Genomic DNA, 25413 nt, shown 5'->3' on the forward strand with positions numbered 1-25413 from the left:
TTGCAGCTACATGGTAAGGATGATCTTACCGATACTGGACGAAGACTCCATGCGTCGATGCGCTTGCGCCGCTTCGGCGAGAGGGAAGCGGGTGTCGATGACCGGCACCAGCGTGCCATCGGCGAAGGCGTGCAGCCAGCGATCGCGAAAGCGCTGTGTCATGGCCTGCTTGACCCCCTGCGGTCGCGACTTCATCACCGTGCCGATGATCTGCAGGTGGCGATAGAGCAGGCGGTCCAGCGGCAGGGAGGCGCCCTTCGCGCCGCCGAGCAGACCGACCTCGACCAGACGCCCACCGAAGTCGAGCGAAGCCAGGTTACGTTCGAAATAGGGCGCGCCGATGAAGTCCACGATCACGTCGACGCCCTTGCCGGCGGTCTCGCGCTCGATCGCCTTGGCGAAGTCGTCGGTCTTGTAATCGATGGCGACGTCCGCGCCGAGCTGACGCACGCGTTCGACTTTTCCGGTGCTCACCGTACCGAACACCCGCGCGCCTGCCGCATGGGCGAGTTGCACGGCCGCCGAACCGACGCCGCTGGCCGCGGCATGGATGAGGATGCTCTCGCCGGCGTCGAGCCGGCCGAGGTGGAAGGCCGCTTCGTGGGCGGTGACGAAGGCCTCCGGGATGCCGGCCGCCTGGACATAGTCGATGCCCTCGGGGATCGGCATTGCCATGCGATAGTCGATCCGGGCAAGTTCGGCATAGCCACCGCCACCGACGATGCCCATGACGCGGTCGCCCTTGGCGAAACCGCGGACGTCCTTGCCCATCGCGATGACCTCCCCGGCGATCTCCAGGCCCATGATCGCCGAGTCGCCGAAGCTGTCCTTACCGTAGCCACCGGTGCGCTGGATGATGTCGGCGCGATTTACGCCGGCCGCATGGTTGCGTACGAGCAGATCGGTATCGCGCAGTTCGGGTTCCGGGACGTCGTGCAGATGGAGAACGTCGGCGGCCCCGAATTCCTCGAAGACGATCGCCTTCATGCGCCTTCCTCGCCGCGCGCCAGCACGGCCTGCCAGTGGCGTGGCACGAGGCCCTCCGGTCCGGGTGTCGGTTGGTCGCGGGGATGGCTGTGCGGTGGCTTCAGCGAGGGGCCGTCGAACATGTCGCCGGTACGATAATCGTAGAACCAGTCCTCGCCGGGCTCGAAGCTCTGGATCACCGGGTGGCCGGTGGCATGGGCATGCTTGCTGGCATGCTTGTGCAGCGAATCGTCGCAGCAGCCGATGTGGCCACACTCGGCGCAGCGGCGCAGGTGAAACCACCACGTGCCGGCGGCAAGGCATTCCACGCAGCCTGTGCCGCTGGGTTCGGCGGCCGGGTTGATTCCGTCGTTCTCGCTGGTCATGGGCACCTCCGTAAGGGATGCCCCGATCCTACCCGACGACCGCCGCCGCCTGTCTAGGTCAAAGAAGGCGCCCGGCGCGGTCCAGCGCGATCAGCTGCATGCTGTCGACCGACGCGGCGAGAATGCGCAGGGCGATACGCAACTCCACGCTGTTCGGGCAGCCACTTTCCAGCAACCCCTCGATCCGCTCGGCCGCGTCGGCCACGGGCAGGTGCTCGTGCTCGAGGGCGTGCCGGGCCACGTGGTTGGCACGGAACTGCGCCTCGAAGTAGTCGTGGTGCAACAGGGCCTGGAGCAGCCCGAGGGCTTCCAGTGAGATCTCCTGCGCTGCCATGACGTTACCCATCCGCTAATGAAAGCGTCGGCGGCGGGCCCCTGCAATCCGCCATCCGGCCTAAGTAGAATCCCCGTCACTCTCAAGGAAAGGATCGCCATGGCCGTCGCCGCTACCGTACTCACCGTCCTGGTGATCCTCATCCACCTCTATATCGTCCTGCTGGAAATGGCGCTGTGGCGCACCCGCGGGCCGAAGGTCTTCGGCATCACGGCCCAATTCGCGCGCGACAGCGCGGCGCTGGCGTCGAACCAGGGCCTCTACAACGGCTTTCTGGTGGTCGCGTTGGTCCTCGGCCTGGCCTTGCGCGAACCGTTCGCCACGGCCTTCGTGTTCTACGGGCTGGGCTGCGTCGTGGTCGCGGGCCTGTGGGGGACACTCACCGCAAGCCGCCGGATCCTCTACGTGCAGGCCTTGCCGGCCGCCCTCGCACTGGCCGCCCAGTGGCTCGCGCGCTGACCGGTCGCGCGCGGCTTATTTGACGGATCGCGCTCGTGAGGGGCAAGGTGGTGTCTGCCCTGTCCCAGAGGAGTTGCAAACGTGACGACACGTGGAACCTCCCGACTGTCCCTGGTCGCTGCGTTTGCCGCCCTTGCCGGATGTGCCGGGCATGCCACGCTCGCTCCGCCGGATCGCGCCGCGGACGCGGCGGGGGATGAGCAGGCCGCCAACCAGGCCTATGCCGCCGGGGATATCCACCGTGCGGCCGATCTGTATGCGTCCGTGGTCGCCGCCATGCCCGACGATGCGGATGCGTGGTACCGCCTGGGCAATGCCCGCTTCCGCCTGCAAAAACTCGACGATGCCGGGCTGGCCTACGAACATGCGATCAGGATCAGGCCCGATCATGCGCAGGCGCTGTACAACCTCGGCGTGGTGCGGCTGAAACAGGCGCAGGCCGCGCTGGTGGCCAGCGCACAGGCCGGCGAACCCGGCGACCGGCTGAGGCGCGACAGCGGACGTATCGTGCAACGCCTTGCCAGGGTAGGGGACGACATCGGGGCGAAGAATAAAGGAGAGGGTGGCGCACCTCCGTTTATCGTGGAACCCGACGACGTACGTTGATCCGACATGACGGCTTGGCGATTCAATCGAGCTAATGAACCGCATGCTTCTACGTTCGTGAAATTGCGGATCGAAAGGGGTAAAAATCTACCTGTTGGTCTATGTTCAACGTGCAAATTCGGTAGTAGCTTGGTCCACAGCTTCCCCCAAAGCCGAGATCGAGGCTTTCATGAGCATTGAACTTGCCACGCCGCGCGCGATCATTTTCGAAGACCATTCCGGGTTGGCCGCGGCGCTGACGGATCTGCTCGTCGGACGGCTGGGCTACGAGGTGGTCGCCTGTGCGGGATGCATCGAAGACGCGATCCGCGTCGCGCACGTGGAGCGCTGCGATGTCGCCGTCGTGGACCTCGATCTACAGGGCGTCATGGCTTACCCCGCACTGGACGAGCTGATCCGTCGCGGTATTCCGTATGTGCTTGCCACCGGTGCCATGCCGCCGGATATCCCCGTCCGTTACTTCGCACCGCTGGTCTGCAAGCCGTACAGCGCGCAGCAACTCGAACACGCGATCCGGGAAGCCTGCGGACGCGCCACCGTGCACGCGAAGGCGCCGGCCAGCATCGGCGTGTCGGCGACCGGCAGGGCCTGACTTTCTCCCCTTTCAACAGACGCCCGTCTTCGCTGGTGTCCACGCAGGGCGGGTGGACGCGACGTCGTTCCCTTGTGGCAGCCGGCGCTTTTCTCCACTATGGCCGACATATCGTCGGAAGCCGACGATTCGCCTGGCATCGTAACGGGGGTGAGATGTCGCGTATCAGTTTCGACGAGCCGTGGACCTTCGGGGGCCACCCGTGGCGCAGCCTAAAGGATACGTCGTTCGGCGTGATCGTCGCCGATGCACGAGGCGACATCGTCCACGTGAACGAGCGCGCGGCCGAGCTGCACGGATGGGTTCGGCTGGCGGTAGGTCCGGACGACTACAGTCGGATGTACAGCATCTTCACCGAAGAGGGGCGGCCCTATCCGTCCGAGGACCTGCCGCTGTCCCGTGCCGTCCTCAAGGGTGAGACCAGCAAGCATGCGCGTTGGGTGGTCCGCCGGCCGGATGGTTCGCGGCAGACGATGCAGGGCTCGGCTTATCCCGTGGTCGACGACGAGGGCGACCAGGTCGCTGCCGTGCTGGTGCACGACGCTATCGGCGGGTCCAGTCCGGAGTGATCAATGGATCGGGACGTCGCGACTGGCGGCACCGCAGGCCTGGCGCAGCCAGTCGTTGACGACGTCCAGGTCGGGCACGATGCCGGCGCACAGCCGGCGGAGCTCGGCCGAGGGCTGTTGCAGGTCGGGCACCATGATCGTCGGCAACCCCGCCGCCACGGCGGAGCGGACACCGGCCTGCGAGTCTTCGAGGGCGAGGCAGCAGTTGGCCGGCTTGTTGAGGATGCGCGCCGCGCGCAAGTAGGGGTCGGGGTAGGGCTTGCAGCGCTCGCAGTCGCCCGCCGCGACGAGGGCGTCGAAACGATCGCGCAGGCCGAACGCTTCCAGGTGGTGAATGGCCGTGCCGTGCGGCGAGGAGGTAGCGATGGCGCGAGGCAGGCCGAATTCGTCGAGGGTGTCGAGCAGGGCGGTGACCCCGGGTTTCAGCCGGAGATCGGTCTCGAACATCGCGTGATAACGCTCGGAGGCGCCCGCCCAGACGGCGTCGAGGTCGACTTCGTCGCCGACGTATTCGCGAAGCAGCATGCGTGCCGCGTGTCCGTGCAGGCCGACCATGCGCTGGCAGAGGGATAGCGGGATGTGGATGCCGACGTCCGCTGCCGCAGCGAGCAGGGCGTCACGGTAGAGCGCTTCGGTATCGAAGAGCACGCCGTCGAGGTCGAAGACGATCGCCTGCGGTATCGCCGGAAAACGGACCATGCCAGATCCCCTCGAAAACAGCGCTTGCCATGGCCGACTGCCCGGCTTCGTACCGAAAATAACCCGCTTTGTCGCGGTGCGCCATAGTCCGAATAGGTGATTTCGGCCATGCTTGCCCCATGAGCCATCCGGAAGCCCTTTACCCATGAGAAAACGCAGGATGCTCGCCCGCACTGTGGCGGGAGCCGTGGCCGGCGTGCTGCTGTTCGTATCCGGTGCCTGGGGAGCGATCGCCTTGTTCTACCAGTTGCCCGGCCCGGTCCCGGCGCGCGCGACAGGCGCGGTGCTCTGGAGCGTGCTGTATGTCGGCCTGTTGCTGGCCCTGTTCGGCTGGCGGGCGTGGTGGGCGCCGATCGGCCTGGCTGTGGCCTTGGCTCTGCTCATCGGCTGGTGGACCACGATCCGGCCGCGTAACGACCGCGTCTGGTCCGACGACGTCGCCCGGCTGCTTTCCGGCGAGGTCCATGGTTCCCGGGTCACCCTGCACAACGTGCGCGACTTCGACTGGCGCAGCGACGACGACTACGATGCCCGCTGGGAGACGCGCGATTACGATCTGGACCACCTCGTCTCGGCCGACGCGATCCTTTCTTACTGGTCGAGCGAGGCGATCGCGCACGCCATGTTGTCGTTTGGCTTCGACGATGGCCGGCACGTGGTCTTTTCGATGGAGATCCGCCGTGAGAAGGGCGAGGCGTTCTCGGAAGTCGGCGGTTTCTTCAAGCAGTTCGAACTGGTGCTGATCGCCGCCGACGAGCATGACATCGTGCGGGTGCGGACCAATGTGCGTGGCGAGGACGATTACATCTTTCCACTGCGCATGCCGAAGGAAGCCATGCGGTCCCTGTTCCTGTCCTACGTCGATGCGGCGAACGACCTGGTCGAGCGCCCCCGCTTCTACAACACGGTGACCTCGAACTGCACGACGATCGTCTATCGCATGGCGCGGCGCATCGACAGCGGCCTGCCGTTCGATATCCGCCTGCTGCTCACCGGCTACCTGCCTGGCTACCTGCGCGACAACGGTGCGCTGGACGCTCGGCTGTCGGTGGACGAATGGCGACGCCTCGGCCGGATCACCGACCAGGCCAGGTCGACGAAACCCGGTGACGACTTCTCGGCGATCATCCGTAAGGACGTGCCGCCGGCACGGGTTCCGACGTCGGCTCAGTCGCCGTCGTCGGGCGCCTCGACGCTATAGCCCCTGGCCTTGAGCGCGGCCAGGTAGCCGTCGTCGCCGAGCAGATCCTCGATCGGTACGATCGCGACGGCCTGGGTGTCGTGGGCCATGGCGGTGTCCACCACGGCGAGCCACGCGTTCTTTACCGCCTTGGGAATGTCGGTGAGACCGATCCGTTGCGCCACGCCGCCGTCGGTGACGGCATCCAGGCAGGCCGCGCGCTGCTTCGCCGTGCGGTCGTCGCGGAGCGCGGCGATATCGCCGGTGGCCCACGCGTTGCCGCGTCGGGTCATGTCGGCGAGCTGCGCATCGATGTTGTCGACGCTGAGCGTGAAGCAGGAGAGATCGTCCAACGTCGAACGCTTGAATTCCTTCACGGCCTTGCGTGGATCGTCGACCATCAACGTGTACTGCACGGGGGTCTGCTTGACGTTGTACTTGGTGGCGATGGCGGCGACCGTGCGTGTGATGACGCCTGCCTTGCCCAGGCCGCTCTTCTTGACGGCGTTCTTGTACAGCTCGACCACGGCGAAGATGGGGCGATATCGCTCCACGGAACGGTCGTCGCCGATGTAACGGGCCTTTACCGTCAGCCAGCGCGCGTAGACATCCGCCGGCACCGTGTCCTTCAGCGTCGCGCCGTCGGGCGCGTTACGGACGCCCACGAGTGACGGCAGCAGCACGAGTTTGCCGAAGAAACCGACGTTGGGCTTGATCTCCACCTTCGGCGGGAGGATCAGCTCGTTGGAATGGGCGAGGGCGTCGTCGATCTCGTCCGACTTCCAGGTCATGTTCTGCGGCAGGGGTGCCAGGCTGCCGAGGATGAGCAAGGTGTGCTCGCCCTTGGTGGCCTTCCACAGGCCAGGACCGGGCTGCACGCCGCTGACGGTCACCGCCTCGAGCGTGGGAACGCTGCTCGCTCCGGCGGGAACGGGCGGGCTTGTCGGGGCGGTCTGAGCGCCGGCCATACCGGCCAGGCCGAACAAGAGGGGCAGTGCGAACAGGAGGCGAGGTGTCGTCATCGGCAAAGTCTAGACGAACGCCACGCCGCGGCACCGGCCATCGGTCACGCCTGCTGGTCTATCGTTCACGTCCGGGAACGCCTTCCGTCGTGAGTTCGGCGTGAAGAAAACAGTGCGTCATCCTTCCATTGTGGGGGCATTCGCGAACGGATAATCTTCGCCATCCGCAGCGTTTCTCGAGCCTTCGTACGACTTTTCAGGGTTACCCACCGATCCATGGCACTGGTGATCTACGACATTCCGTTCCACCCCGATCTCGCGGGGCTCTGGCACGTTCAGATGAATGGCGTGCCCATGGAAAATTTCGAAACGCGCGTGGGCGCGATCGCGTATGCCGTGCAGCAGTCAAAGCTGCTGGGCGCCCAGAACGGCTTGCAAGTACTGGTATCGGTCGAAGGCGCCGACGGCATCTGGCGTGAATTCGAGTCGAATGCCAAGCGTCCGGTGAGCGGCCTCCAATAGGGCTGCACATCACCTTGATGCGCGATGCATACGATGGGGTGAGAAAGGAGGAACATCCCACCCATGACGCATCGAAAGATCGGTTACTTCGACGTGGAAGGCACGTGCTACGTCGCCAAACCCGGGCGCTGGCGCGGTAAGTACGTGATAAGCGAGGACGGCGAGGAAATCGCCGAGAAGCTCTGCGTCACCTTGCACGAAAACGAAGAAGAGGCCTGCGCCGAAGGCATGACCCTCGGCGTGGCGGCGGCACGCAAGCTGATGAAGGAGAGAGAGGGGTTCGATCCCGGCGACGAGTAGGCAGTTAACATGGCGGCATGACCGATCCCCATACCGATCCCCATGACGCCTTCCGCCAGGATCTGGCCAAGCTGGCCACGGCCGTGATGCCGTTCGGCAAGTTCAAGGGCAGGGCCATCGCCGACTTGCCCGGAAACTACCTCGCGTGGTTCGCCCGCGAGGGGTTTCCTCCGGGAGAGCTGGGTCGCCTCCTGGCGATCATGCTCGAGCTGGATCACAACGGCTTGCGCCGGTTGCTCGACCCCCTGCGCAAGGCGTCCAAACCAGGCTGATGGTCCGCGTCGCCACTGCATAGCCCGTGCCAGTTCGGGGCTTGCAAGTTATTCCGAATGGCCGATGGTGCAACGTGTTTACACGGCGTAAGTTTTCCTTGCGTCCCTGTGAATGTCTCGTTGCGTTCTCATTCTCCGGGTCGTCAGGTCCCAGCCCAACTCCCCTAAGGCCCGGAGACTCACAATGAAAACGAAAAAAGACATGGCGCTTCGGCGTCAAGGCCTCGCTTTGTCCATCGCCGCCGCACTGGCCTGCGCCTGTGCCCAGGCCTCGGCGCAGACACCGCCCGCGCCACCCGCCACGCCTGCGCCCGCGGCGACGCCCGCGCAAACCCCGCCGCCGGACGGCCAGCAGAAGACCACGGAGCTGACCGCGATCACGGTCACCGGCTCGGCCTTGCCACGTATCGATGTGGAGACGCCGTCGCCCGTGACGACCATCACCGCCGAGCAGATCCAGAAGAGCGGACTGACCACCGTATCGGACGTTGTCCGCTCCATCTCGGCCGACAACAGCGGTTCCATCCCGGCCTCGTTCACCGCCGGCTTCGCCGTCGGTTCGACGGGCGTTGCGTTGCGCGGCCTGACGGTGAACTCGACGCTCGTCCTGATCGATGGCCGGCGTGCGGCGAATTACCCGGTGACCGATGACGGCCAGCGATCCTTTGTCGATCTGAACACGATTCCTTCGAACGCGATCGACCGTATCGAAGTGCTGAAGGATGGTGCGTCGTCGCTGTACGGTGCCGACGCCATCGCCGGCGTGGTCAATATCATCCTCAAGCCCTCGTTCAAGGGGGCGGAGTTCACTGCCGATGTGGGAACCTCCCAGCATGGCGGTGGGACGACGAAACGCGGCACCGTGTTGTTCGGTGGCGGCGATCTGAGGAAGGACGGCTGGAACGCCTACTTCAGCGCCGAGTACCAGAAGGACGACGCGATCATGACCCGCGATCGCGGCTATCCGTACAACACGGCGGATCTGCGGCGTAGCGGCGGCAACAACCTCATCGGCGGCCAGCCCTCGCAGAATTCCGGTTCGATCTACGGCACGGTGACGCCGGGTACGCTGTCACGGCCGGGCGACGTGACCTCCGGCGTGGCCGACCCCGGCGCCCTTGCGCAGCCGCTGCAAGCATGCGGTTCGCTCGGCACGCTGGTGACGGACGATCCGGCGAATCCGGGCAGCTACTGTGCCCAGAACCGTGCGCTGTACACCGCCATCCAACCGACCACGGAGCGGGGCGGTTTATATGGCCGCTTCACCATCAAGTTATCGGATACGGTGCAGGCCTATATCGGCGCGAGCTACTACGAGGTGAAGACGACGTTCCCGGGTACCCCGGCGCAGATCCAGGCCAGTACGCCGAACAACACCAACGCGATCGCCTTGCCGGCGACCCTGCCCGACGGCTCGCTCAATCCGAACAACCCGTTCGCGGCCCAGGGTAGCGCGGCGTTGATCAACTATTCGTTCCCCAGTGCCCTGGCCAGCGGCCAGACCGACAACCACAATCTGAGGCTGGTGGGCGGGCTCACCGGGCAGTGGGGCGAGTGGAACTACGACACGGCGCTGGTGATCAACCACGATTCGCTGGATACGCGCCTGAACGGGCTGCTCAACTACGGCGCCCTGATTTCCGCGGTCACCAATGGCACGTACAACTTCGTCAACCCCTCGGCGAACTCGCGCGAACTGCTTGCTGCGCTATCGCCGACCCTGCAGAAGACATCGACCAGCGACCTGCAATCGCTCGACTTCCATGTGACGCGTCCCCTGATGGACATGGGCGGCGGATCGCTGGGCCTGGCCACGGGCGTGGATGTGCGCCACGAGCAGCAGAACGACCCAGATCTCAACGCGAACCTGCAGGCGCAGGGTCTGGGTGTCGCGCGCACGCGCGGCCAACGGACGGTGGGCGGCGTCTATGTCGAACTGGATGCGCCGTTCACGGAGTCCTTCGAGGTGGATGCTTCCAGTCGCTTCGACCACTACTCGGATTTCGGCAACAACTTCTCGCCGAAGATCGGCTTCAAGTGGAAGCCGTTCGAACAGCTGGCCGTGCGCGGCACGTTCTCGAAAGGCTACCGTGCACCGGGTTTCTCCGAGAGCGGCAACAGCCAGAGCGAGGGCTTCGCGACATTCACGCCACCGGTGGATTTCCAGAATGCGCACGGCAACAGCGGCTACGTGCAGCCGTATCCGCTCGCCTTCCTCACCACCTCCAATCCGAAGATCCAGCCGGAGCGATCGAAGAGCTATACGTTCGGCTTGCTCTACCAGCCAACCCAGGACCTCAGTGCTTCGCTGGATTTCTACCGGATCAAGAAAACCGGGGTGATCGCGCAGCAGGATCCGAACGCCGTTCTCGACGCGTACTTCGCCGGCCAGCCGCTGCCGGCCGGTTCGGCGATCGTGCCGGACGTTCCGGATCCGGCGGCGCCCGGCGCGCTTCCACGGCCCCTGGTCGTCGCGGCGCCATGGGTGAACCAGAACTCGCTGAAGACCCAGGGCTTCGACCTCGACCTCAAGGCGGGCCACGACTTCAGTGAGAACGTGCGCTTCACCAGCGAAATCAACCTGACCAAGATCATCAGCTGGAAGCTGACCCTGGAGGACGGTACGCAGCTGGAATTCGTCGGCACCCATGGGCCCTACGGGGTATCGTCGGGGGCGGGTACGCCGCGTTACCGTGGCTCGTGGGCAAACAGCATCTCGTTCGGCAAGGCGACCATCACCGGCACGGTGTACTACACGAGCGGCCTCAAGCTGACCGCGCCGGACGTCACCTCGGGCTGTTTCTCGACCAATACGGACACCGGTGCGAACGTCCCTGCAAACTGCCGGATGGCCTCGTTCACGGACGTCGACCTTACCGGTCGTTACGACCTCACGGACAAGGTAGCGATCACCGGCTCGATCATGAATGCGTTCGACAAGAAGGCCCCGTTCGACCCGCTCAACTATGCCGCGCTGAACTACAACCCGACCTACGCGCAGAACGGCGTGGTCGGTCGGTTCTTTACCGTCGGCGTGCGGGTGAAGCTGTAGCGATCAGCCGCGCAGGGATGCTTCATGGAGTACATCCACGCCATCCGCACGGATGGCGATGGATCCCTGGCTTCGCAATTTCGCCAGCATGCGGGTGACCGTGGCCGCACTCATGTCCAGGTACGAACCGATATCGTCGCGGGACATCGGCAGCGGGACGAAGCTGCTGCCGGAACCCTCCACGCGACGACGACGATCGAGCAATTCAAGCAGGAACGAGGTCACGCGCTCGGCGGCGTTGCCGTCGGCGGCGCGGCGGGTAAAGGCACGCTCGCGGCGGCGCAGGGTACGCAGATGGACGGCAACGGCTTCACTGTGTTCGCACAGTGCGTCGGTGGCGGTGCGGGGAAATCGGCAGAACCATGTCTTGCCGACGGCCACCACCGACGCGCTGTGCGTCCCGGTGCGTGGCACGTCGAGCGCAAACAGCTCGCCGGGCAGATGAAAGGCGATCACGCGCCCCTCGCCGACGGTCTTTGCCAGGCCGCTGAGCACGGCGAAGGACGCGCGGTGGGGGGCATCGGGCTGGACGAGCCGGTCCCCTTCGGAGAAGGGTCCCACGCGCTCGACCAGATCGCGCATCTCGAGCAGCGCGGGGTCGCCGCCACGGGTAGCCTCGCACGCGGCAGCATGCCGGCATGAATCGTTGCAGCAGATGGATGGTCGTCGAGTGGCGTTGGCGTGGCTGGCGATGGCTGATGCAGTCGACACGGTTAACCTCCGGCACTCACGGAGTGCATGTCGATTCTAGGCCCGGCGCGAGGGGGCGACAGGCGCAGTCATCCCACCGCGCTCTTTTGTCGCAGAGGGTCGACCCATTGACCTTGCCCCTGTTTTGCCTTAGTAAGAGCGATGGGGGAACACCAAAAGGGGGCCGTCAAGGCCATGGCACGTCGAGTCACGCAAGTCAGTACACCCGTAGTGGAAGACACCGATACCGCCGCCATGCCGTGGCCCGATGGCTTCATGCCCGGCACGGTGGCGCCGTTCGTCATGCGTTACGGCGTCGATTTCCTGGTCGCCATGCAACGCTCCGCCGCGTCCCACGACGCCGCCCTGGCGCCGGGCGAGGTAGAACCCGCTTAACGTTCCGACGGGTGCGAGCGTGGTGCCCGCGCGCCGTCGTCGGGCGTATCGCCGGCCGGACCGCCCTTCATGATGCCGCCGACCACGACGATCGCTATCGTCGCCGCGATGAGGGCTAGCAGGGCGTAATAGCGCATTCGGTTCATGTGCGCAGTGTCCGTGGGCATGGGTCAACGAAATGGATGGCTGGCGTTACGTCGCCGTCCCGGCCAACAGATCCGCGACGGCGTCGATCAGGGCGTGGACCGAGAACGGCTTGCTCAGCATAGCCGTTCGCTCGGGCAGCGACGGCGACTGCGCGAAGGCGTCCCACGCATAGCCGGTCACAAAGAGGATCGGCAGGTTCGGCAAGGTTTCGCGGACCGCCAGCGCCAGCTGGCGGCCATCCATGCCCGGCAGGCCGATATCGGTCAACATCAGGTCCGGGGGCGGTCCGCTATCGATCTGGCGCAACGCCTCGTAGGCTTCGGCACAATCGCTGACCCGGTAGCCTGCTTCTTCCAGCACCTCGCGGGCAATCGAACGCAGTATCTCCTCGTCTTCGACCAGAAGGACATGCTGTCCTTGTCCGCGCGCGACCGCGGCATCGATGTGGGCGTGCCCGGCCGCGCTTTCGCCGACATGCCGAGGCAGCCAGAGGCTCACTGTCGTGCCTTGGCCGGGCGTCGAATCGATGATCGCGCGACCGCCGGTCTGTCGTGCGAACCCATCGACCATGGACAGCCCGAGGCCGGTGCCCTGGCCGATGGGCTTGGTGGTGAAGAACGGATCGAAGGCCTTTTCGATCACGCTGGACGACATGCCGGTGCCGGTATCGCTGACGGCGATCACCACATAGTCGCGGCGCCCCCTGCCGATGTCGGCATGGGCGACGTTGCGCGTATGGATGGCCAGGGTACCGCCGTTCGGCATGGCGTCCCGCGCGTTGATCGCCAGGTTGAGGATGGCGCTTTCGAGCTGGCTGGCATCCGACAAGGTGCGCCAAAGCCCTTCGTGCATCTGCAAGTCGAGGGTTATCCGCTCACCGATCAGCGGGCGAAGCAGGAGTTCGAGTTCGCCGACCAGCGTGTTCGCATCCACGTCGGACAGCGAGAGGGCTTGCTGGCGGGCATACGCGAGCAGCCGATGGGTCAGGCCGGCGGCGCGCTTGACCGCACCGCCGGCGGCGTCGAGCAACCGACGCGTACCGTCGACGCGGCCGTTGTCCAGGCGTTCGGCGACGACTTCGATCGCGCCGCCGATGCCGCCAAGGATGTTGTTGAAATCGTGTGCGATGCCACCGGTCAGGCGGCCGAGGGCTTCCAGTTTCTGTGCATGGCGTTGCTGCTCGTCGATATCGCGGCGGCGCTGGGTGTCGCGACCCATGCCGTAGACGACGTCGCCATCGGGAACGCAGGTCCACGCGAACCAGCGGTAGCTTCCATCTTTCGCGCGCAGGCGCAGCTCGAGGTCTTCGACCACCTCGCCGTCGAACATCTGGCTCACCGCATCGCGTGCCCGATCGAGGTCGTCGGGATGGACCAGCTCCTCGAAGCCGAGCCCGACCAGCTCGCTGACTTCATACCCGAGCTCGTTACGCCAGGCCGGATTCGTGTTGCGGTAGTGCCCGTCTCGCGCGAGCACTACGTAGAGATCGCGCGATATCGCCCATATCTGGTCGCGCTCGCGCGTGCGCATGTCGATCTCGACCTCGAGCGATGCATTCAGCTCGCGCAGGGCGAGCGCGGAGCGCACGCCGCGCGTCGTCTCGTTGGTCACCGCGTACATGCCGATGATCTCGCCACGCTCGTCGCGTAGCGGTGCATATGAGAACGTCCACCAGGTTTCTTCGGGCGCTCCGTGTCGCGTCATGATCAGCCGCATGTCGCGATGAACCGAGCCGTGACCCGCCAGCGCGCTGCGCACATGACTTTCCACTTCCGGCCAGACATCGTGCCAGAGCGTCTCGAACGGGCGTCCGATCGCACCGGTCAGACGATCGCCCAGCATGGGGCGGTAAGCGTCGTTGAAGAAGAACGTAAACGCCGGCCCGAAGGACAGGAACATGGGCTGGGGAATGGAAAGCATCGTCGACAACATGCTGCGCAGCGCGGCGGGCCATCCTTCCGGCGCACCCATGGGCGTCGACGACCAGTCCAACGCACGTATCTCGTTCGCCGTCGCCGACTCGGCTGGCAGGAAGGCGAACGGGTCGGAGGCGGTCGGGGTCATTGCATCGGCTCAGGGATGGAACGCGTCGACGCGGCCGGACACCTGTTTGCCGCGTTGCCATACGGCATCGATGGTCGTCGTCGCTTCGATGTTGTCCGCGGGATTGCCATCGAGGACGACGAAGTCGGCTCGCTTGCCGTTTGCAAGCACGCCGCGGTCGTCGAGGCCGAGCAACTGCGCGGCGCCCTGGGTGGCGATGTGAATGGCCTGCAACGGGGTCAGGCCGGCATCGACCATCAACGCGAGTTCACGATGTTCGGCAAAGCCCGGAATCCGCAACGGCATGGCGCCCGCGTCCGTGCCGAAACCGATCTTCACGCCGGCGTCGAAGAGCGTCTTGAGGTTCTTCAGGTTGACCTGCAAGGCTTCCTCGCTCACAGGCGTCGAGCCGTCGTTGTTGACCTTGTCGCGCCATGCACCGTCGGCGAACTGCTTGGCGAGTTCCGGCTGCACGGCGTGGAGGAAGAAGGGCTGGTCCATCCATCCGGGATGACGCGCATAGACGAAGGCGGCCTCGTTGAGGTCGAGCGTCGGGACATACCAGGTGCCATGCTGTTTCATCGCCTCGATGAAACCCGGGTCGACCGGCTTGTCGCGCACGCCGTGGGCGAGGATGTCCACGCCGGCGTCGACCAGTTGCCGTGCATCGTCCAGGTAATAGACGTGGGCGGCGACGCGGAGATGCTTCGCATGTGCCTGGTCGATGACCGCTTGCCAGATCTCCGGCTTCATCTTGACGGGCAGGCTGCCGTTGAAATCGTCCAGCCAGATCTTGATCAGGTCGGTGCCGCGAGCCGCCGCGGCATCCACGTCCGCGCGCGCTTCGTCGGCGGTCGTCGGGCGGTCGAGCTGGTTGGGGCCGGCCTGCATCATCTTTGCGGGAGGTGCCCCGTTGGGCACCCCGATACCGCGATCGGCACCGAACAGGTCCGCGCCGTCCGCCTTGCCGGCGTGCAGGTCGGTCCGCAGGGGATAGAAGACATCCGGGTTGTTCACGCCCAGCGAGGTGACCGTGGTGACGCCGTAGGCGCGCCACTGGCGCAACTGACGCAGCGCATTGTCGCGGGTATACAGCGTCGGCAGCCCGCTTTTCGTGCCATCGACCAATCCGATGTGGCCGTGGTCGGAGACCAGCCCGGGAATGATCGTCTTGCCGGTGTAGTCGACGACTTGGGTTCCAGCAGGCATTTTCACGCGCAGCCCCGAGCCGATGAGGGAGATATGGTCGCCATCGATCACCAGCGTGACGTCCTCGCGCGGCGGCGCGCCGGTGCCGTCGATCAGGCGCGCGCCGCGGATCATGGTGGCGGCGCTGGCGGCGCTGGCGGCGGTAGCCAGGGCGAGGGCGAGCAGGGTGGGGCGGAGCAGGGTCATGAACGTCCTTCCTGGTAAGTGCCCGTCACGAATAATGCACGAGGTGCGAAGGCTTTGTCGTTGCGAAAACGTCCGTGGCGTCGCTGTCACATACGGTGCACGGCCGTCGGCCGAATCTCCCTACCCACATCCACCGCGGAGCATCGAGCAATGGAAGAGAAAGACATCACCCCCGTAGCGGACAAGCAGCGCGGCGGTATCGGTTACATCCTGCTTTGGGTGCTGGGTGTGCCGATTCCGGTCCTTATCCTGATCTTCCTGGTCCGCGGTTGCACCTGAGCAGTTAACGAAACATAGCCAAGGGGAAGCTTCCGTGCACGTCGCGGAAGCTTTTTTTGCACTGTGGATGCGCAGCGGGAGCCGCGTCGGCGGCGATTCGCGCCAACCCGCTCAGCGGGTGGGGGTCACTTCGTCGGCAAAGCTTTCGGCGTGCTCCGCCGGCCGGATTTTCGCCCCGCGTGCCACGGCGAGCCCACGGGTGAGCTCGGCGCCGAGCAGCACGATGATCGAGGCGTAATAGACCCAGGTGAGCAGGACGACGATGGCGCCGGCTGGGCCATACGCTCCACCGACGGAGGCGCGTTCGATATACAGGCCGATCACGAACTTGCCGGCGGCGAACAACACGGCGGTGAGGATGCCTCCGCGGGTGGCGTCTTTCCAGGCGATCTGCGCGTCGGGAAGCACGCGGTACATGGCGCCGAAGGCAACGGCGAAGACAACGAAGGAGACACTCGCCTCGGTGACCTGCCAGGCGGTCGTGTCGCCGGGAATCATCGCCTTGATGAGTCCGTTGATGACGAACGAGACGATCAGAAGGAAGGCGATGCCGACCAGTAGCCCGAAGGCCCTGGCGCGTGTGCGCAGCCAGCCGACGACGGCTTCGCCCGGCTTGGCGCGCAGCTTCCACACACGATTCAACGTGGACTGCAGCTGGGTGAAAACCGCGGAGGCGCTGAACAACGTGATGCCCAGGCCGATGAGTCCCACGATGTTACCCAGGTGGGGTCGCCGCTGCGCATTGTCGATCACCAGCCTGACTGCGCCCGCGCCCTGGATCCCGATCACACTGGTGAGACTGTCGACGAGCTCGTTCTGCCATTCGGGCCGGAGTGCGGCCAGCACCCACAGCAACAGGACCAGCAACGGCGCGAAAGACAATGCGGAATAGAAAGAAAGGGCCGCGGCCCGGGTCATCAATTCGTCGTCCGTAAACCCGTCGATAGCGGTACGGACGGATTTACTTGCGAGATCGAACCAGCGACGTAGTGACATGGTCATGGGGCGCGGGAGCCCGGAGAGGGCTCCCGCGCAGCCAGATCAATGATGACGGTCCGTATCACGCGCCTTGTCCGCCGCCTTGCCGACTTCCTTCTGGATCTTGCCGGCGTTCTTCTCGATGTTGCCAGCGGCTTCCTTGGCGTGATTGCCGGTGACCTTGCCGGCCACTTCTTTCACGGCACCCTTGACTTCGTGTTTCATGCCTTCGGTACGATTCTTGTCCATACGGAGATCCTCACCTGGCTCTGCGTCATTCGCAGCGGGATCGATTTACGCCGTTACGGCATTACAGACACGTGAAACGTATGTGCGCTGATATTCACTCTGTCCGTCGTCTTCAGGTGCATACGAGGCGCTCGTACTTGCTCGACGTTTACCGCCACCATCGCCGGGCAGGCGATCATGGGCGGCTTCCTCGATATTCGACTTTGGCATGACGCAGGGCTGACATACGCATCACGCCGTGCCGCGCAGTCTCGGCCTCCGATGACATCACCGGTGCCTGAAGCGATGCAGAGTCCCTACGTTCCCGAGACACCCGGCACCTCACCGGTCATTCCGGAAGGGAAGCCGAACGCACCCAGGCCCGAGATGCCCGGTACCGACCCGGCGCGCGATCGTCCGCAAGAATCTCCCCCGCATCCCGACGACCCCGAAGGCGATGGCGTCCCCAAACCGCCGGCGCCAGAGGCGCTGGCGATTCGGATCCCATGAGGTCCAAGCACCCGAACCGGAGGAATTCCGCTCATGCCTGAGAAAAAAACCACTGCCAGGGCACGGAAGGACAGCCGCGAAGGCAAGTCGGCATCGACGCAGGCCGGCGAGTACGTGCGCGAAGAGATCGACCATGTGCGCGAAGGCAGGCACGGGGTACGTTCGGCGAAACAGGCGATCGCGATCGGTCTTTCCAAGGCACGCAGGGACGGCGTGAAGGCCAAGCCATCGAAGACAGCCAGCGCCGCGACGAAGAAGAAGGCTGCCCAGGATATGGAGGCGGCTACACGCAAGCGCTCGTCCGGTACGGCAACGAAGAAGTCCACGGCTCGCAAGCGGGCCACGACGAAGGCGCTCAAGCGTGAAGGCACCACGGCGGTATCGAAGCGGTCGCTGTCGGCGCAGGCAAAGAAAAGCGCATCCAAGCGCACGGCGAGCAGCCGTTCGGCGGCCGCAAGGAAGGCGGCGCATACCAAGGGTGCAGCGGGAAGGAAGACCGCCGCCAAGAAGGCGGCTCGGACCAGGGCACGGAAGGCTTCCTGATCGTTAGCGGGCCCGCGTTGAGCGGGCCCGTTGCTTTCGCTCGTCTAACAGCAGCGAGGGATCAGAGCGTATCGCCGCTCAGACGGCTGGCGACTTCGCCCAACCAGTCGTAACCGTCCATTTCGCCACCGAACAGGTCCATGCCAGCGGTTTCAGCGGCGCGGAAGCCGTTCGAAAATTCGAAGGTCGAAATGCCGTAATCGTTGCGAAGCTCGTTCATATGGGTTCTCCCAGTCTTATCGGGACCGGTTATCAATCGTCTGACGCCACACCGCCGGTCTCTGGCGTGGCGGGGACCTGACGCTGCTGCAGGCCGGAGTAGAAGGGCGCTGAACAACTGGTCCGTTTCGTTTGGTGAACAATAGGCTCGTTAGTCTTTCGTCATGCCGCTTTCGGGCTTAATTTCTGTACCAACCAGTTTCCTATGCACCCCTTTGTATGGGCGCCTTCTGGCTTTACAAGGGCTCTCAAGCGTTAAAAACTTCGACAGCATGTGTAAGCAAAAGGTTCAAAAATTTCTCGAACCGACGTGTCGCGGCAGTGTGGCCGATTCCTTGCCGTGGCCTTTCGTTCGCCGTTTCGACCCGATCCGTTAACCCCAGTTTAACTCAATCGCGGTGAGGTCGCCACCGTGGGGGGCCGGAGACCGTTCAGTTAGAATCGTCCATCCCCCGGCCCAGGGCCGGTTTGACCGCTTTTGTACGAGGAGTTCCCCATGAAATCTCGCGCCGCCGTGGCCTGGGAGGCCGGTAAGCCGCTTTCCATCGAAGAAATCGACGTTCAGGGGCCGAAGGCTGGCGAAGTCCTGGTGCGCATCGTGGCCACGGGTGTGTGCCATACCGACGCCTACACGCTGTCCGGCGACGACCCGGAGGGGGCCTTCCCCGTCATCCTCGGCCACGAGGGTGGCGGTATCGTCGAGGAAGTGGGCGAGGGCGTGACTTCGCTCAAGCCGGGCGACCACGTCATTCCGCTCTATACGCCCGAATGCGGGGAGTGCAAGTTCTGCCTGTCCGGTAAGACCAACCTCTGCCAGAAGATCCGCCTCACCCAGGGCAAGGGCCTGATGCCGGACGGCACCTCCCGGTTCTCGATGGGCGGTAAGCCGTTGCTGCATTACATGGGCACCAGCACCTTCAGCGAATACACCGTGCTGCCGGAGATCTCGCTGGCGAAGATCAGCAAGGAAGCGCCGCTGGAGAAGGTCTGCCTGCTGGGTTGCGGGATCACCACCGGCATCGGCGCGGTCCTGAACACAGCCAAGGTCGAGCCGGGCTCGACGGTGGCCGTGTTCGGCATGGGCGGCATCGGCTTGTCGGTGGTGCAGGGTGCGGTGATGGCCAAGGCCTCGCGCATCATCGTGGTCGATACCAATCCGTCGAAGTTCGAGATGGCCAGGATGCTCGGCGCCACCGACTGCATCAATCCGCGCGACTACCCGGATACCCCGATCCAGCAGGTCATCGTCGACCTGACCGACGGTGGCGTCGACTATTCCTTCGAGTGCATCGGCAGCGTCGATGTGATGCGCGCCGCGCTCGAGTGCTGTCACAAGGGTTGGGGCGAGTCGATCATCATCGGCGTGGCGGGTGCGGGGCAGGAAATCCGCACGCGCCCGTTCCAGTTGGTGACCGGGCGCGTCTGGCGCGGTTCGGCATTCGGCGGTGTGAAGGGGCGTAGCCAGTTGCCCGGTTACGTCGATCGCTACATGGGTGGCGAAATCAAGATCGACCCGATGATCACGTATACGATGGGGCTGGAAGACATCAATCGCGCCTTCGACCTCATGCATGAGGGCAAGGCCATCCGCTCCGTCATTATTTACTGAGCTTGCCGATGAATGCATCGATCGACCTGATCCGCCGCTACCACGAGGCGTTCAACCATGCCGACTGGCCAGGCATGCTGGCCCTGCTGGACGAGCATGTCATTCACGATCTGAACCAGAGTGGCCGTGAAGTCGGCCGCGAGCGATTCGCTGCGTTCCTCCAGCGCAGCACCGCCAGCTACGACGAGCAGCTGAGGAACGTGGTCGTGATGGCAAACGAAACCGGCAGCCGCGCGTCGGCGGAATACATGATCCACGGCGTGTACAAAGCGACCGACGAAGGGCTCCCGCTTGCGCAGGGGCAGTCGTATGCACTACCCGGCGGCGCGTTCTTCGAGATTGCCGACGGCAGGATCCTGCGGGTCAGCAATTATTACAATCTGGAAGACTGGCTCTCGCAGATCCGGCGTATCGATGTCGACTGAGCCTTGAACCGACGGGAGGCGGGCCGCAGGTCTTCTGCGACCCGTTTCCCATTCAAGGTTGAGCATGGCCTGGACGAACCCGTACTTCGATCGCTCCAAGGAGCATCACACCGCGGAAGGATTCCGCAACCTCGAACCGGATATCCGGCCACCTGGTGGTCTGAAGCGCTGGCGGAAAGAACGCAAGGAGCAGCAGTTGCCTCGGCCGCCCGAGGCTGGCTACGAGGCTTTCGCCCGTCGCTGGTGGCAGGCGCCCGAGTTCGCCGGGAGTCAGGACGCCGCCTGGTGGCTGGGCCACGCCACGGTCCTCGTACGGCACCACGGTCTTACGGTCATCACCGATCCCGTACTGGGGCTGCGTGCCTCCCCGCTCTCGTTCGCCGGTCCTGTCCGCCGCACGGTGGCTCCCGTGGATGTGAACGGCTTGCCGTCCATCGACGTGGTCGCCATCTCGCACAACCACTACGACCATCTCGACAAGGCGACGGTGCATGCGTTGGCCCGGCGTTTCCCCCAGGTGGTGTTTCTCGTGCCGTTGGGGTTGAAGCGGTGGTTCGACAAGGCGGGCATCGGCAACGTTCGGGAGCTGGACTGGTGGGCGAGCACCGAGGTGCGTGGCGCCACGTTCACCTTCGTACCGGCGCGGCATTGGAGTGCGCGGACCCTGTGGGATCGCAATCGCTCGCTGTGGGGCGGCTGGGTCATGGCCCATGAAGGCTTCCGCTTCTGGTTCGCCGGCGATACGGGTTACTCCGACAAGCTCGCCGAGATCGGGCGGCGCGCAGGGCCGATCGACCTCGCCGCGATTCCCATCGGCGCGTATGCCCCGCGCTGGTTCATGCAGGGGCAGCATGTGGACCCGGCACAGGCGGTGCAATTGCACCGCGACGTCGGGTGCAAGCGGTCCATCGCCATCCATTGGGGAGTGTTCGAGTTGGCCGACGACCAGTTGGACGAGCCTCCCAGGCTACTCGGCGAGGCGCTGGCCGAGACCGGCCTGACGGATGCCGACTTCACGCTCCTCAACATCGGCGGCCGAATTGCGCTCTAATGGCAGGCCCGGATCATGCGAAAGCCCCCCACCATGTCGTTTCATGAATTTCGCCTCGAAGGCGAGTATGTCGAGCTCAACCTGTTGCTGAAGCTCACCGGTCTTGCCGCGAGCGGCGGCGAAGGCAAGCATTTCGTGGCCGACGGCCTGGTGTCGGTCGATGGTACGGTCGAACTGCGCAAGACGTACAAGGTGCGCGCAGGGCAGGTCGTGAAGTTCGTCGACCCGGGTCGGTCCGTGGACGAAGAGATCAGCGTGCTGCCTGAAATCGACTGAGCCACGGCAACGCGCATAAAAAAACCCGGCGCCGCGAGGCGCCGGGTTTTTCTATGCGTTGGGAATTACATGCCCGACGAGGACGACTTGGCCGGAGCCGAGGTGTCACTCTTGGTAGCCTTCTTGTGCGCTTTCTTGTGCGTGGACTTCATCGTGCCGGCGCCCTCGGACTTGGAGTCGGACGACATCATGGAGGAGTCGGAGGAGCCGGACTTCATCGAATCGCTGCTGGTCTGTGTGGGGGTGGCGCTCTTGGTGGCGGGGGTCGGATCCGCCTTCTGCGAGGCATCCTGAGCGAAGGCCGCGCCAGTCATTACCGTACAACCAACCAGCATCGCGAGGATCAGTTTCGTGTTGCGCATGACGTAGCTCCTGGAACTTGTGGCGCCGATAGAAACATTGCGATACCCGGCGCAAAGGCATCGCTCACCGGTGACCCGGACTAAGTGCGTGGTGCAGACGCTATCCCTTTTTCGATGAACGTTGCTCTTGCAACGCAACATTTCCTAGGCGTTCGTTCAGGAGAAAATTAGCTCCCATTAAGTGACGGCGTGGGACGCGTTGTGTGAGCGTGGCGTGGACTAATGAAAGTCCCGCGATACCGAGCCCAAAGCGGGAAGCAGATCACTGAAATCGTGAAGACGATTCGCTACCAGATGGCGCACGCCCTCGATCGATTGCCATTGTCCGTCGACCGCAAGCAACACCGCGTCGAGCAGCGCCTGCCGGCAGGCTTCGGCCACTTTGGGCCGGACAATGACGTTGACCTGTCCGGTTTCGTCCTCAAGCGTGACGAAGGTGATGCCGCTGGCGGTCTGTGGGCGCTGGCGCACGGTGACCAGGCCGGCATGGCGTAGCCAGGCGCCATTGCGCATGTGCTCCATCTCGCTGGCGCGACGTACCCGCCGGGCCTGCAAGTTCTTGCGAATCAGGACGAGCGGATGCGCTGCAAGGGAGAGACCGTGGGTGGCGTAATCGGCGAAGACATTTTCCGCGAGCGTGGGTGGTCGCAGGGCCGGCCGTTCCTCGGTCACGTTATCGAGCAGGGGCAGGGTGCGTTCGATGCCCGAACTCTCCCAGCGTGCGCGGTGGCGATGCCCACTGAGGACGCGTAAAGCGCCGGCATCGGCAAGGCGCTCGCGTTCGAACCGATTCATGCCGGCACGACGGGCGAGATCGGCCAGGTCATGGAAAGGCATGGTGGCACGCGCAGCGACGATGCGCGTGCCGAGATCGGCGGAAAGGCCGCCGATCAGGCGCAATCCGAGGCGCAGGGCGAAGGTGCCGGTTTTCTTCGCCACAGGTTCAAGGGTGCAATCCCAGTCACTGGCCGTGACATCCGGCGGGCGCACTTCCACGCCATGCCGGCGCAGGTCGGCCACCAGTTGCGCCGGTGCGTAGAAACCCATCGGCTGGCTATTGAGCAGCGCGCAGGTGAAGACTTCCGGGTGGTGGCATTTCATGTAGGAAGACGCGTAGGCGATGAGGGCGAACCCGGCCGCATGCGATTCGGGAAAGCCGTAACTGCCGAAGCCCTGGATCTGGTCGATGATCTGCTGGGTGAATTCGGGCGTGTAGTTGTTTATCGCCATGTTGCGACGGATCTTCGGTTCGAACTTCTGCAGGCCGCCCCGACGCTTCCATGCCGCCATGGAACGACGCAACTCGTCCGACTCGCCGGCGCTGAAACCCGCGACCACCTGCAGGATCGCCATGACCTGCTCCTGGAAAATCGGTACGCCGAGGGTGCGTTCGAGCACCGGCCGCACACCGTGTTCGTAGACGATCTCGTCGGGAGGAAGTTTTCGCCGCTGCAGGTAGGGATGGACCATGCCGCCCTGGATGGGGCCAGGGCGGACGATCGCCACCTGGATGACCAGGTCGTAATAGCACGCCGGTTTCAGCCGCGGCAGCATCGACATCTGCGCGCGCGATTCGATCTGGAAGACCCCGACGGTGTCGGCCTTCTGAATCATTTCGTAAGTCGCCGGATCGTCCATGGGAATGTCGGCAAGGCGCCGGTAATCCTTGCCGCCGAGCTTGCGCAAGAGGTCGACCGCCTTGCGCATGCAGGTGAGCATGCCCAGTGCCAGGCAGTCCACCTTGAGCAACTTCATGGTTTCGAGATCGTCCTTGTCCCATTGGATGATCGTGCGATCGTCCATTGCCGCGTTCTCCACCGGCACGAGGTGATGCAGTGGCGTGTCGGAAATCACGAAGCCTCCCACATGCTGCGAGAGGTGCCGGGGCATGCCGTTGATTTCCTCCACCAGCACGACCAGTTGGCGGATAGTCCGGCTGGCGATATCGAAACCGCGTTCCTGCAGCCGCACAGTGATCGGTACATCGTTATGCGCATGCGAGTAGGCATGGCTTAGCTGGTCGAGCTGGTCTTCGGACAGGCCGAGTGCCCGCCCGACGTCGCGTGCGGCGCTCTTGCGCCGGTAGCTGATCACGGTGGCGGCGAGCGCGGCGCGTTCGCGTCCGTATTTGTTGAAGACGTACTGCAACACCTCCTCGCGGCGTTCGTGCTCGAAGTCGACATCGATGTCCGGGGGCTCGTCGCGTTCGATGGAAATGAAGCGCTCGAACAAGGTGGATATCTGCTCTGGATTGACCTCGGTAATGCCCAGGCAGAAGCAAACCACCGAGTTCGCCGCCGAGCCGCGGCCCTGACAGAGGATCTGGCGTGAGCGGGCGAAGTGCACGATGTCCTGGACGGTGAGGAAGAAGGCCTCGTACTGCATCTGACCGACGAGCGTCAGCTCTTTCTCGATGCGTTCGACCCACTGTTCGGGAATGCCTTCGGGCCAGCGTGTGGCGGCACCGGCATAGGTGAGCTGGCGCAGGTACGTCGGCGCATCCATGCCATCGGGAACCAGCTCGCACGGGTAGACGTAGTTGATGCCGCGGATGTCGAAACCCGTGCAGCGCGCGGCCACCGCGAGCGTCTCGTCGATGAGGTCGCCGGGGTAGATGCGTGCGAGGGTTTCGCGTCGGCGCAGGTGACGCTCGCCATTGGGAAACAGCGCATGGCCCGCCTCGGCGATGGGGAGGTTGAGCCGGATCGCCGTCATCACGTCCTGCAGGGCACGGCGACGGCGCAGGTGCATGTGGACATCGCCGGCGGCGACACAAGGCAGGGCATGGCGTGCGCCCAACCCGCGCAGGGCGATCAGTTCGGCATCGTCGTGCTGGCCACGATGAAGTTCCACGGCAAGCCACGCGCGGCCGCTGAAATGCTTCGCCACCCAGTGGGCGCGATCGTCGTGCAGCGCGGCGTCGGTGGCGGCAAGGGGGCCGGGGATCCACAACACGCAGAGGCCCTCGGCCAGGGGCTCGAAGTCCGCGCGATGCAATTCGTAGCGGCCCTTCGGCGCGCGTCGACGACCCAGGGTGATGAGTCGGCACAGTTCGGTATACCCGGCCTGGTTCTCCACCAGCAGGACCAGCGCGGTGCCGTCCTCGAGGTGGAATTCGCTGCCGACGATGAGGGGCAGTTCGCTTTCCAGCGAAGCTTCCAGCGCACGCACGATGCCGGAGAGCGAGCACTCGTCGGTGATGGCCAGGGCACTGTAGCCGATGTCCTTCGCGCGCTCGAACAGCTCGCGCGCATTGGATGCCCCGCGCTGGAAACTGAAATCACTCAGTGCATGCAGTTCGGCATAGGCGGGGGCAGGAGCGTCCCCGTCGTTGGCGGGAGCTGGCAGTTCGTCGGGAAGCAT

30 protein-coding genes are annotated in these 25413 nt (G+C 64.6%); 16 read left to right on the forward strand and 14 right to left on the reverse strand.

Going from position 1 to position 25413, the window contains the following annotated elements:
- Window positions 1-6 precede the first annotated feature (6 nt).
- Genes VM621_RS07105 through VM621_RS07115 form a run of 3 tightly spaced genes read right to left on the reverse strand, consistent with a single transcriptional unit; the run spans window position 7 to window position 1686 of the window.
- Window positions 7-987 carry an NAD(P)H-quinone oxidoreductase gene (locus VM621_RS07105; RefSeq protein WP_325468271.1) on the reverse strand — a complete coding sequence of 327 codons (981 nt, stop codon included), beginning with the start codon at window positions 985-987 and terminating at the stop codon, window positions 7-9.
- Window positions 984-1352, reverse strand: coding sequence for a UBP-type zinc finger domain-containing protein (locus VM621_RS07110; RefSeq protein WP_325468272.1), 369 nt, complete (start codon window positions 1350-1352; stop codon window positions 984-986). Before VM621_RS07110 ends, VM621_RS07105 begins: the two co-directional genes overlap by 4 nt.
- 58 nt (window positions 1353-1410) lie before the next feature.
- Complete coding sequence (locus tag VM621_RS07115; RefSeq protein ID WP_325468273.1) at window positions 1411-1686, reverse strand: hypothetical protein; 276 nt, start codon at window positions 1684-1686, stop codon at window positions 1411-1413.
- Between the two features lie 99 nt (window positions 1687-1785).
- Between VM621_RS07115 and VM621_RS07120 the strand changes: the two genes are divergently transcribed.
- The 4 genes from VM621_RS07120 (at window position 1786) to VM621_RS07135 (ending at window position 3912) form a co-directional block, all read left to right on the forward strand.
- Entirely contained in the window at window positions 1786-2145 is a 360-nt protein-coding gene (locus VM621_RS07120; RefSeq protein WP_325468274.1) for a DUF1304 domain-containing protein, read from the forward strand.
- Between the two features lie 81 nt (window positions 2146-2226).
- Complete coding sequence (locus VM621_RS07125; protein WP_325468275.1) at window positions 2227-2751, forward strand: tetratricopeptide repeat protein; 525 nt, start codon at window positions 2227-2229, stop codon at window positions 2749-2751.
- Window positions 2752-2920: 169 nt separating this feature from the next.
- Window positions 2921-3343 carry a hypothetical protein gene (locus tag VM621_RS07130; protein ID WP_325468276.1) on the forward strand — a complete coding sequence of 141 codons (423 nt, stop codon included), beginning with the start codon at window positions 2921-2923 and terminating at the stop codon, window positions 3341-3343.
- A 155-nt stretch (window positions 3344-3498) separates the two neighbouring features.
- A complete protein-coding gene (locus tag VM621_RS07135) occupies window positions 3499-3912 on the forward strand; it encodes a PAS domain S-box protein (protein WP_325468277.1) in 414 nt (137 codons plus the stop codon).
- Here VM621_RS07135 and VM621_RS07140 read toward each other — a convergent pair whose 3' ends face one another.
- Window positions 3913-4611, reverse strand: a complete 699-nt coding sequence (locus VM621_RS07140; protein ID WP_325468278.1) for an HAD family phosphatase — start codon at window positions 4609-4611, stop codon at window positions 3913-3915.
- Window positions 4612-4771: 160 nt separating this feature from the next.
- Here VM621_RS07140 and VM621_RS07145 point away from each other — a divergent pair, with 160 nt between their 5' ends.
- A complete protein-coding gene (locus VM621_RS07145; RefSeq protein ID WP_325468279.1) occupies window positions 4772-5812 on the forward strand; it encodes a DUF4105 domain-containing protein in 1041 nt (346 codons plus the stop codon).
- On the opposite strand, the gene VM621_RS07150 is transcribed toward VM621_RS07145, so the two are convergent.
- On the reverse strand, window positions 5779-6813 hold the full coding sequence (locus VM621_RS07150; RefSeq protein ID WP_325468280.1) for a TraB/GumN family protein: 1035 nt from the start codon (window positions 6811-6813) through the stop codon (window positions 5779-5781). The genes VM621_RS07145 and VM621_RS07150 overlap by 34 nt on opposite strands.
- 216 nt (window positions 6814-7029) lie before the next feature.
- Between VM621_RS07150 and VM621_RS07155 the strand changes: the two genes are divergently transcribed.
- The 4 genes from VM621_RS07155 (at window position 7030) to VM621_RS07170 (ending at window position 10899) form a co-directional block, all read left to right on the forward strand.
- Window positions 7030-7275 (forward strand): hypothetical protein, encoded by a 246-nt coding sequence (locus VM621_RS07155; protein ID WP_325468281.1) that lies wholly within the window; start codon window positions 7030-7032, stop codon window positions 7273-7275.
- Between the two features lie 63 nt (window positions 7276-7338).
- Complete coding sequence (locus VM621_RS07160) at window positions 7339-7575, forward strand: hypothetical protein (RefSeq protein ID WP_325468282.1); 237 nt, start codon at window positions 7339-7341, stop codon at window positions 7573-7575.
- Window positions 7576-7592: 17 nt separating this feature from the next.
- Window positions 7593-7847: a DUF3820 family protein gene (locus VM621_RS07165; RefSeq protein ID WP_325468283.1), complete on the forward strand. Its 255-nt coding sequence runs from the start codon at window positions 7593-7595 to the stop codon at window positions 7845-7847.
- Between the two features lie 184 nt (window positions 7848-8031).
- Window positions 8032-10899, forward strand: coding sequence for a TonB-dependent receptor (locus VM621_RS07170; protein WP_325468284.1), 2868 nt, complete (start codon window positions 8032-8034; stop codon window positions 10897-10899).
- 3 nt (window positions 10900-10902) lie between these two features.
- On the opposite strand, the gene VM621_RS07175 is transcribed toward VM621_RS07170, so the two are convergent.
- Window positions 10903-11610, reverse strand: coding sequence for a Crp/Fnr family transcriptional regulator (locus VM621_RS07175; RefSeq protein WP_325468285.1), 708 nt, complete (start codon window positions 11608-11610; stop codon window positions 10903-10905).
- 174 nt (window positions 11611-11784) lie between these two features.
- Here VM621_RS07175 and VM621_RS07180 point away from each other — a divergent pair, with 174 nt between their 5' ends.
- Window positions 11785-11985: a hypothetical protein gene (locus VM621_RS07180; RefSeq protein ID WP_325468286.1), complete on the forward strand. Its 201-nt coding sequence runs from the start codon at window positions 11785-11787 to the stop codon at window positions 11983-11985.
- Here VM621_RS07180 and VM621_RS07185 read toward each other — a convergent pair.
- From VM621_RS07185 to VM621_RS07195, 3 genes are read right to left on the reverse strand one after another with little or no spacing between them, the layout of a single operon-like run.
- Entirely contained in the window at window positions 11982-12131 is a 150-nt protein-coding gene (locus VM621_RS07185; protein ID WP_325468287.1) for a hypothetical protein, read from the reverse strand. The genes VM621_RS07180 and VM621_RS07185 overlap by 4 nt on opposite strands.
- 46 nt (window positions 12132-12177) lie before the next feature.
- On the reverse strand, window positions 12178-14196 hold the full coding sequence (locus VM621_RS07190) for a hybrid sensor histidine kinase/response regulator (protein ID WP_325468288.1): 2019 nt from the start codon (window positions 14194-14196) through the stop codon (window positions 12178-12180).
- 9 nt (window positions 14197-14205) lie between these two features.
- The gene (locus VM621_RS07195; RefSeq protein ID WP_325468289.1) at window positions 14206-15570 is read right to left on the reverse strand and encodes an amidohydrolase family protein; all 1365 of its coding nucleotides are present in this window, start codon (window positions 15568-15570) and stop codon (window positions 14206-14208) included.
- Window positions 15571-15720: 150 nt separating this feature from the next.
- On the opposite strand from VM621_RS07195, the gene VM621_RS07200 reads away from it, so the two are divergent.
- The gene (locus tag VM621_RS07200) at window positions 15721-15849 is read left to right on the forward strand and encodes a hypothetical protein (protein ID WP_325468290.1); all 129 of its coding nucleotides are present in this window, start codon (window positions 15721-15723) and stop codon (window positions 15847-15849) included.
- Between the two features lie 111 nt (window positions 15850-15960).
- Here VM621_RS07200 and VM621_RS07205 read toward each other — a convergent pair whose 3' ends face one another.
- On the reverse strand, window positions 15961-16851 hold the full coding sequence (locus VM621_RS07205; RefSeq protein WP_325468291.1) for a YihY/virulence factor BrkB family protein: 891 nt from the start codon (window positions 16849-16851) through the stop codon (window positions 15961-15963).
- A gap of 39 nt (window positions 16852-16890) precedes the next feature.
- Complete coding sequence (locus tag VM621_RS07210; RefSeq protein ID WP_325468292.1) at window positions 16891-17076, reverse strand: CsbD family protein; 186 nt, start codon at window positions 17074-17076, stop codon at window positions 16891-16893.
- A gap of 522 nt (window positions 17077-17598) precedes the next feature.
- On the opposite strand from VM621_RS07210, the gene VM621_RS07215 reads away from it, so the two are divergent.
- The gene (locus VM621_RS07215) at window positions 17599-18108 is read left to right on the forward strand and encodes a DUF6496 domain-containing protein (protein WP_325468293.1); all 510 of its coding nucleotides are present in this window, start codon (window positions 17599-17601) and stop codon (window positions 18106-18108) included.
- A 61-nt stretch (window positions 18109-18169) separates the two neighbouring features.
- Here the strand turns inward: VM621_RS07215 and VM621_RS07220 are convergent, their stop codons facing one another.
- Window positions 18170-18328 (reverse strand): hypothetical protein, encoded by a 159-nt coding sequence (locus VM621_RS07220; RefSeq protein WP_325468294.1) that lies wholly within the window; start codon window positions 18326-18328, stop codon window positions 18170-18172.
- A 495-nt stretch (window positions 18329-18823) separates the two neighbouring features.
- Here VM621_RS07220 and VM621_RS07225 point away from each other — a divergent pair, with 495 nt between their 5' ends.
- The 4 genes from VM621_RS07225 (at window position 18824) to VM621_RS07240 (ending at window position 21688) form a co-directional block, all read left to right on the forward strand.
- A complete protein-coding gene (locus tag VM621_RS07225) occupies window positions 18824-19936 on the forward strand; it encodes an S-(hydroxymethyl)glutathione dehydrogenase/class III alcohol dehydrogenase (RefSeq protein ID WP_325468295.1) in 1113 nt (370 codons plus the stop codon).
- A gap of 8 nt (window positions 19937-19944) precedes the next feature.
- Window positions 19945-20361, forward strand: a complete 417-nt coding sequence (locus VM621_RS07230; RefSeq protein WP_325468296.1) for a ketosteroid isomerase-related protein — start codon at window positions 19945-19947, stop codon at window positions 20359-20361.
- A gap of 64 nt (window positions 20362-20425) precedes the next feature.
- Window positions 20426-21412: an MBL fold metallo-hydrolase gene (locus VM621_RS07235; RefSeq protein WP_325468297.1), complete on the forward strand. Its 987-nt coding sequence runs from the start codon at window positions 20426-20428 to the stop codon at window positions 21410-21412.
- 33 nt (window positions 21413-21445) lie between these two features.
- On the forward strand, window positions 21446-21688 hold the full coding sequence (locus VM621_RS07240) for an RNA-binding S4 domain-containing protein (protein ID WP_325468367.1): 243 nt from the start codon (window positions 21446-21448) through the stop codon (window positions 21686-21688).
- A gap of 65 nt (window positions 21689-21753) precedes the next feature.
- Here the strand turns inward: VM621_RS07240 and VM621_RS07245 are convergent, their stop codons facing one another.
- Both VM621_RS07245 and VM621_RS07250 read right to left on the reverse strand, forming a co-directional pair.
- The gene (locus VM621_RS07245) at window positions 21754-22050 is read right to left on the reverse strand and encodes a hypothetical protein (protein ID WP_325468298.1); all 297 of its coding nucleotides are present in this window, start codon (window positions 22048-22050) and stop codon (window positions 21754-21756) included.
- A 219-nt stretch (window positions 22051-22269) separates the two neighbouring features.
- A complete protein-coding gene (locus tag VM621_RS07250; RefSeq protein WP_325468299.1) occupies window positions 22270-25413 on the reverse strand; it encodes an error-prone DNA polymerase in 3144 nt (1047 codons plus the stop codon).

The sequence above is a fragment of the Luteibacter sp. genome (genome assembly GCF_035539195.1).
Lineage (GTDB): Bacteria > Pseudomonadota > Gammaproteobacteria > Xanthomonadales > Rhodanobacteraceae > Luteibacter.

Bases quoted from the DNA above. Each gene is read 5' to 3' on its own strand.
- VM621_RS07105 (WP_325468271.1), bottom strand. From the start codon at position 987: ATGAAGGCGATCGTCTTCGAGGAATTCGGGGCCGCCGACGTTCTCCAT.
- VM621_RS07110 (WP_325468272.1), bottom strand. From the start codon at position 1,352: ATGACCAGCGAGAACGACGGAATCAACCCGGCCGCCGAACCCAGCGGC.
- VM621_RS07115 (WP_325468273.1), bottom strand. From the start codon at position 1,686: ATGGCAGCGCAGGAGATCTCACTGGAAGCCCTCGGGCTGCTCCAGGCC.
- VM621_RS07120 (WP_325468274.1), top strand. From the start codon at position 1,786: ATGGCCGTCGCCGCTACCGTACTCACCGTCCTGGTGATCCTCATCCAC.
- VM621_RS07130 (WP_325468276.1), top strand. From the start codon at position 2,921: ATGAGCATTGAACTTGCCACGCCGCGCGCGATCATTTTCGAAGACCAT.
- VM621_RS07135 (WP_325468277.1), top strand. From the start codon at position 3,499: ATGTCGCGTATCAGTTTCGACGAGCCGTGGACCTTCGGGGGCCACCCG.
- VM621_RS07140 (WP_325468278.1), bottom strand. From the start codon at position 4,611: ATGGTCCGTTTTCCGGCGATACCGCAGGCGATCGTCTTCGACCTCGAC.
- VM621_RS07145 (WP_325468279.1), top strand. From the start codon at position 4,772: ATGCTCGCCCGCACTGTGGCGGGAGCCGTGGCCGGCGTGCTGCTGTTC.
- VM621_RS07150 (WP_325468280.1), bottom strand. From the start codon at position 6,813: ATGACGACACCTCGCCTCCTGTTCGCACTGCCCCTCTTGTTCGGCCTG.
- VM621_RS07155 (WP_325468281.1), top strand. From the start codon at position 7,030: ATGGCACTGGTGATCTACGACATTCCGTTCCACCCCGATCTCGCGGGG.
- VM621_RS07160 (WP_325468282.1), top strand. From the start codon at position 7,339: ATGACGCATCGAAAGATCGGTTACTTCGACGTGGAAGGCACGTGCTAC.
- VM621_RS07165 (WP_325468283.1), top strand. From the start codon at position 7,593: ATGACCGATCCCCATACCGATCCCCATGACGCCTTCCGCCAGGATCTG.
- VM621_RS07170 (WP_325468284.1), top strand. From the start codon at position 8,032: ATGAAAACGAAAAAAGACATGGCGCTTCGGCGTCAAGGCCTCGCTTTG.
- VM621_RS07180 (WP_325468286.1), top strand. From the start codon at position 11,785: ATGGCACGTCGAGTCACGCAAGTCAGTACACCCGTAGTGGAAGACACC.
- VM621_RS07185 (WP_325468287.1), bottom strand. From the start codon at position 12,131: ATGAACCGAATGCGCTATTACGCCCTGCTAGCCCTCATCGCGGCGACG.
- VM621_RS07190 (WP_325468288.1), bottom strand. From the start codon at position 14,196: ATGACCCCGACCGCCTCCGACCCGTTCGCCTTCCTGCCAGCCGAGTCG.
- VM621_RS07195 (WP_325468289.1), bottom strand. From the start codon at position 15,570: ATGACCCTGCTCCGCCCCACCCTGCTCGCCCTCGCCCTGGCTACCGCC.
- VM621_RS07200 (WP_325468290.1), top strand. From the start codon at position 15,721: ATGGAAGAGAAAGACATCACCCCCGTAGCGGACAAGCAGCGCGGCGGT.
- VM621_RS07205 (WP_325468291.1), bottom strand. From the start codon at position 16,851: ATGACCATGTCACTACGTCGCTGGTTCGATCTCGCAAGTAAATCCGTC.
- VM621_RS07210 (WP_325468292.1), bottom strand. From the start codon at position 17,076: ATGGACAAGAATCGTACCGAAGGCATGAAACACGAAGTCAAGGGTGCC.
- VM621_RS07215 (WP_325468293.1), top strand. From the start codon at position 17,599: ATGCCTGAGAAAAAAACCACTGCCAGGGCACGGAAGGACAGCCGCGAA.
- VM621_RS07220 (WP_325468294.1), bottom strand. From the start codon at position 18,328: ATGAACGAGCTTCGCAACGATTACGGCATTTCGACCTTCGAATTTTCG.
- VM621_RS07225 (WP_325468295.1), top strand. From the start codon at position 18,824: ATGAAATCTCGCGCCGCCGTGGCCTGGGAGGCCGGTAAGCCGCTTTCC.
- VM621_RS07230 (WP_325468296.1), top strand. From the start codon at position 19,945: ATGAATGCATCGATCGACCTGATCCGCCGCTACCACGAGGCGTTCAAC.
- VM621_RS07235 (WP_325468297.1), top strand. From the start codon at position 20,426: ATGGCCTGGACGAACCCGTACTTCGATCGCTCCAAGGAGCATCACACC.
- VM621_RS07240 (WP_325468367.1), top strand. From the start codon at position 21,446: ATGTCGTTTCATGAATTTCGCCTCGAAGGCGAGTATGTCGAGCTCAAC.
- VM621_RS07245 (WP_325468298.1), bottom strand. From the start codon at position 22,050: ATGCGCAACACGAAACTGATCCTCGCGATGCTGGTTGGTTGTACGGTA.
- VM621_RS07250 (WP_325468299.1), bottom strand. From the start codon at position 25,413: ATGCTTCCCGACGAACTGCCAGCTCCCGCCAACGACGGGGACGCTCCT.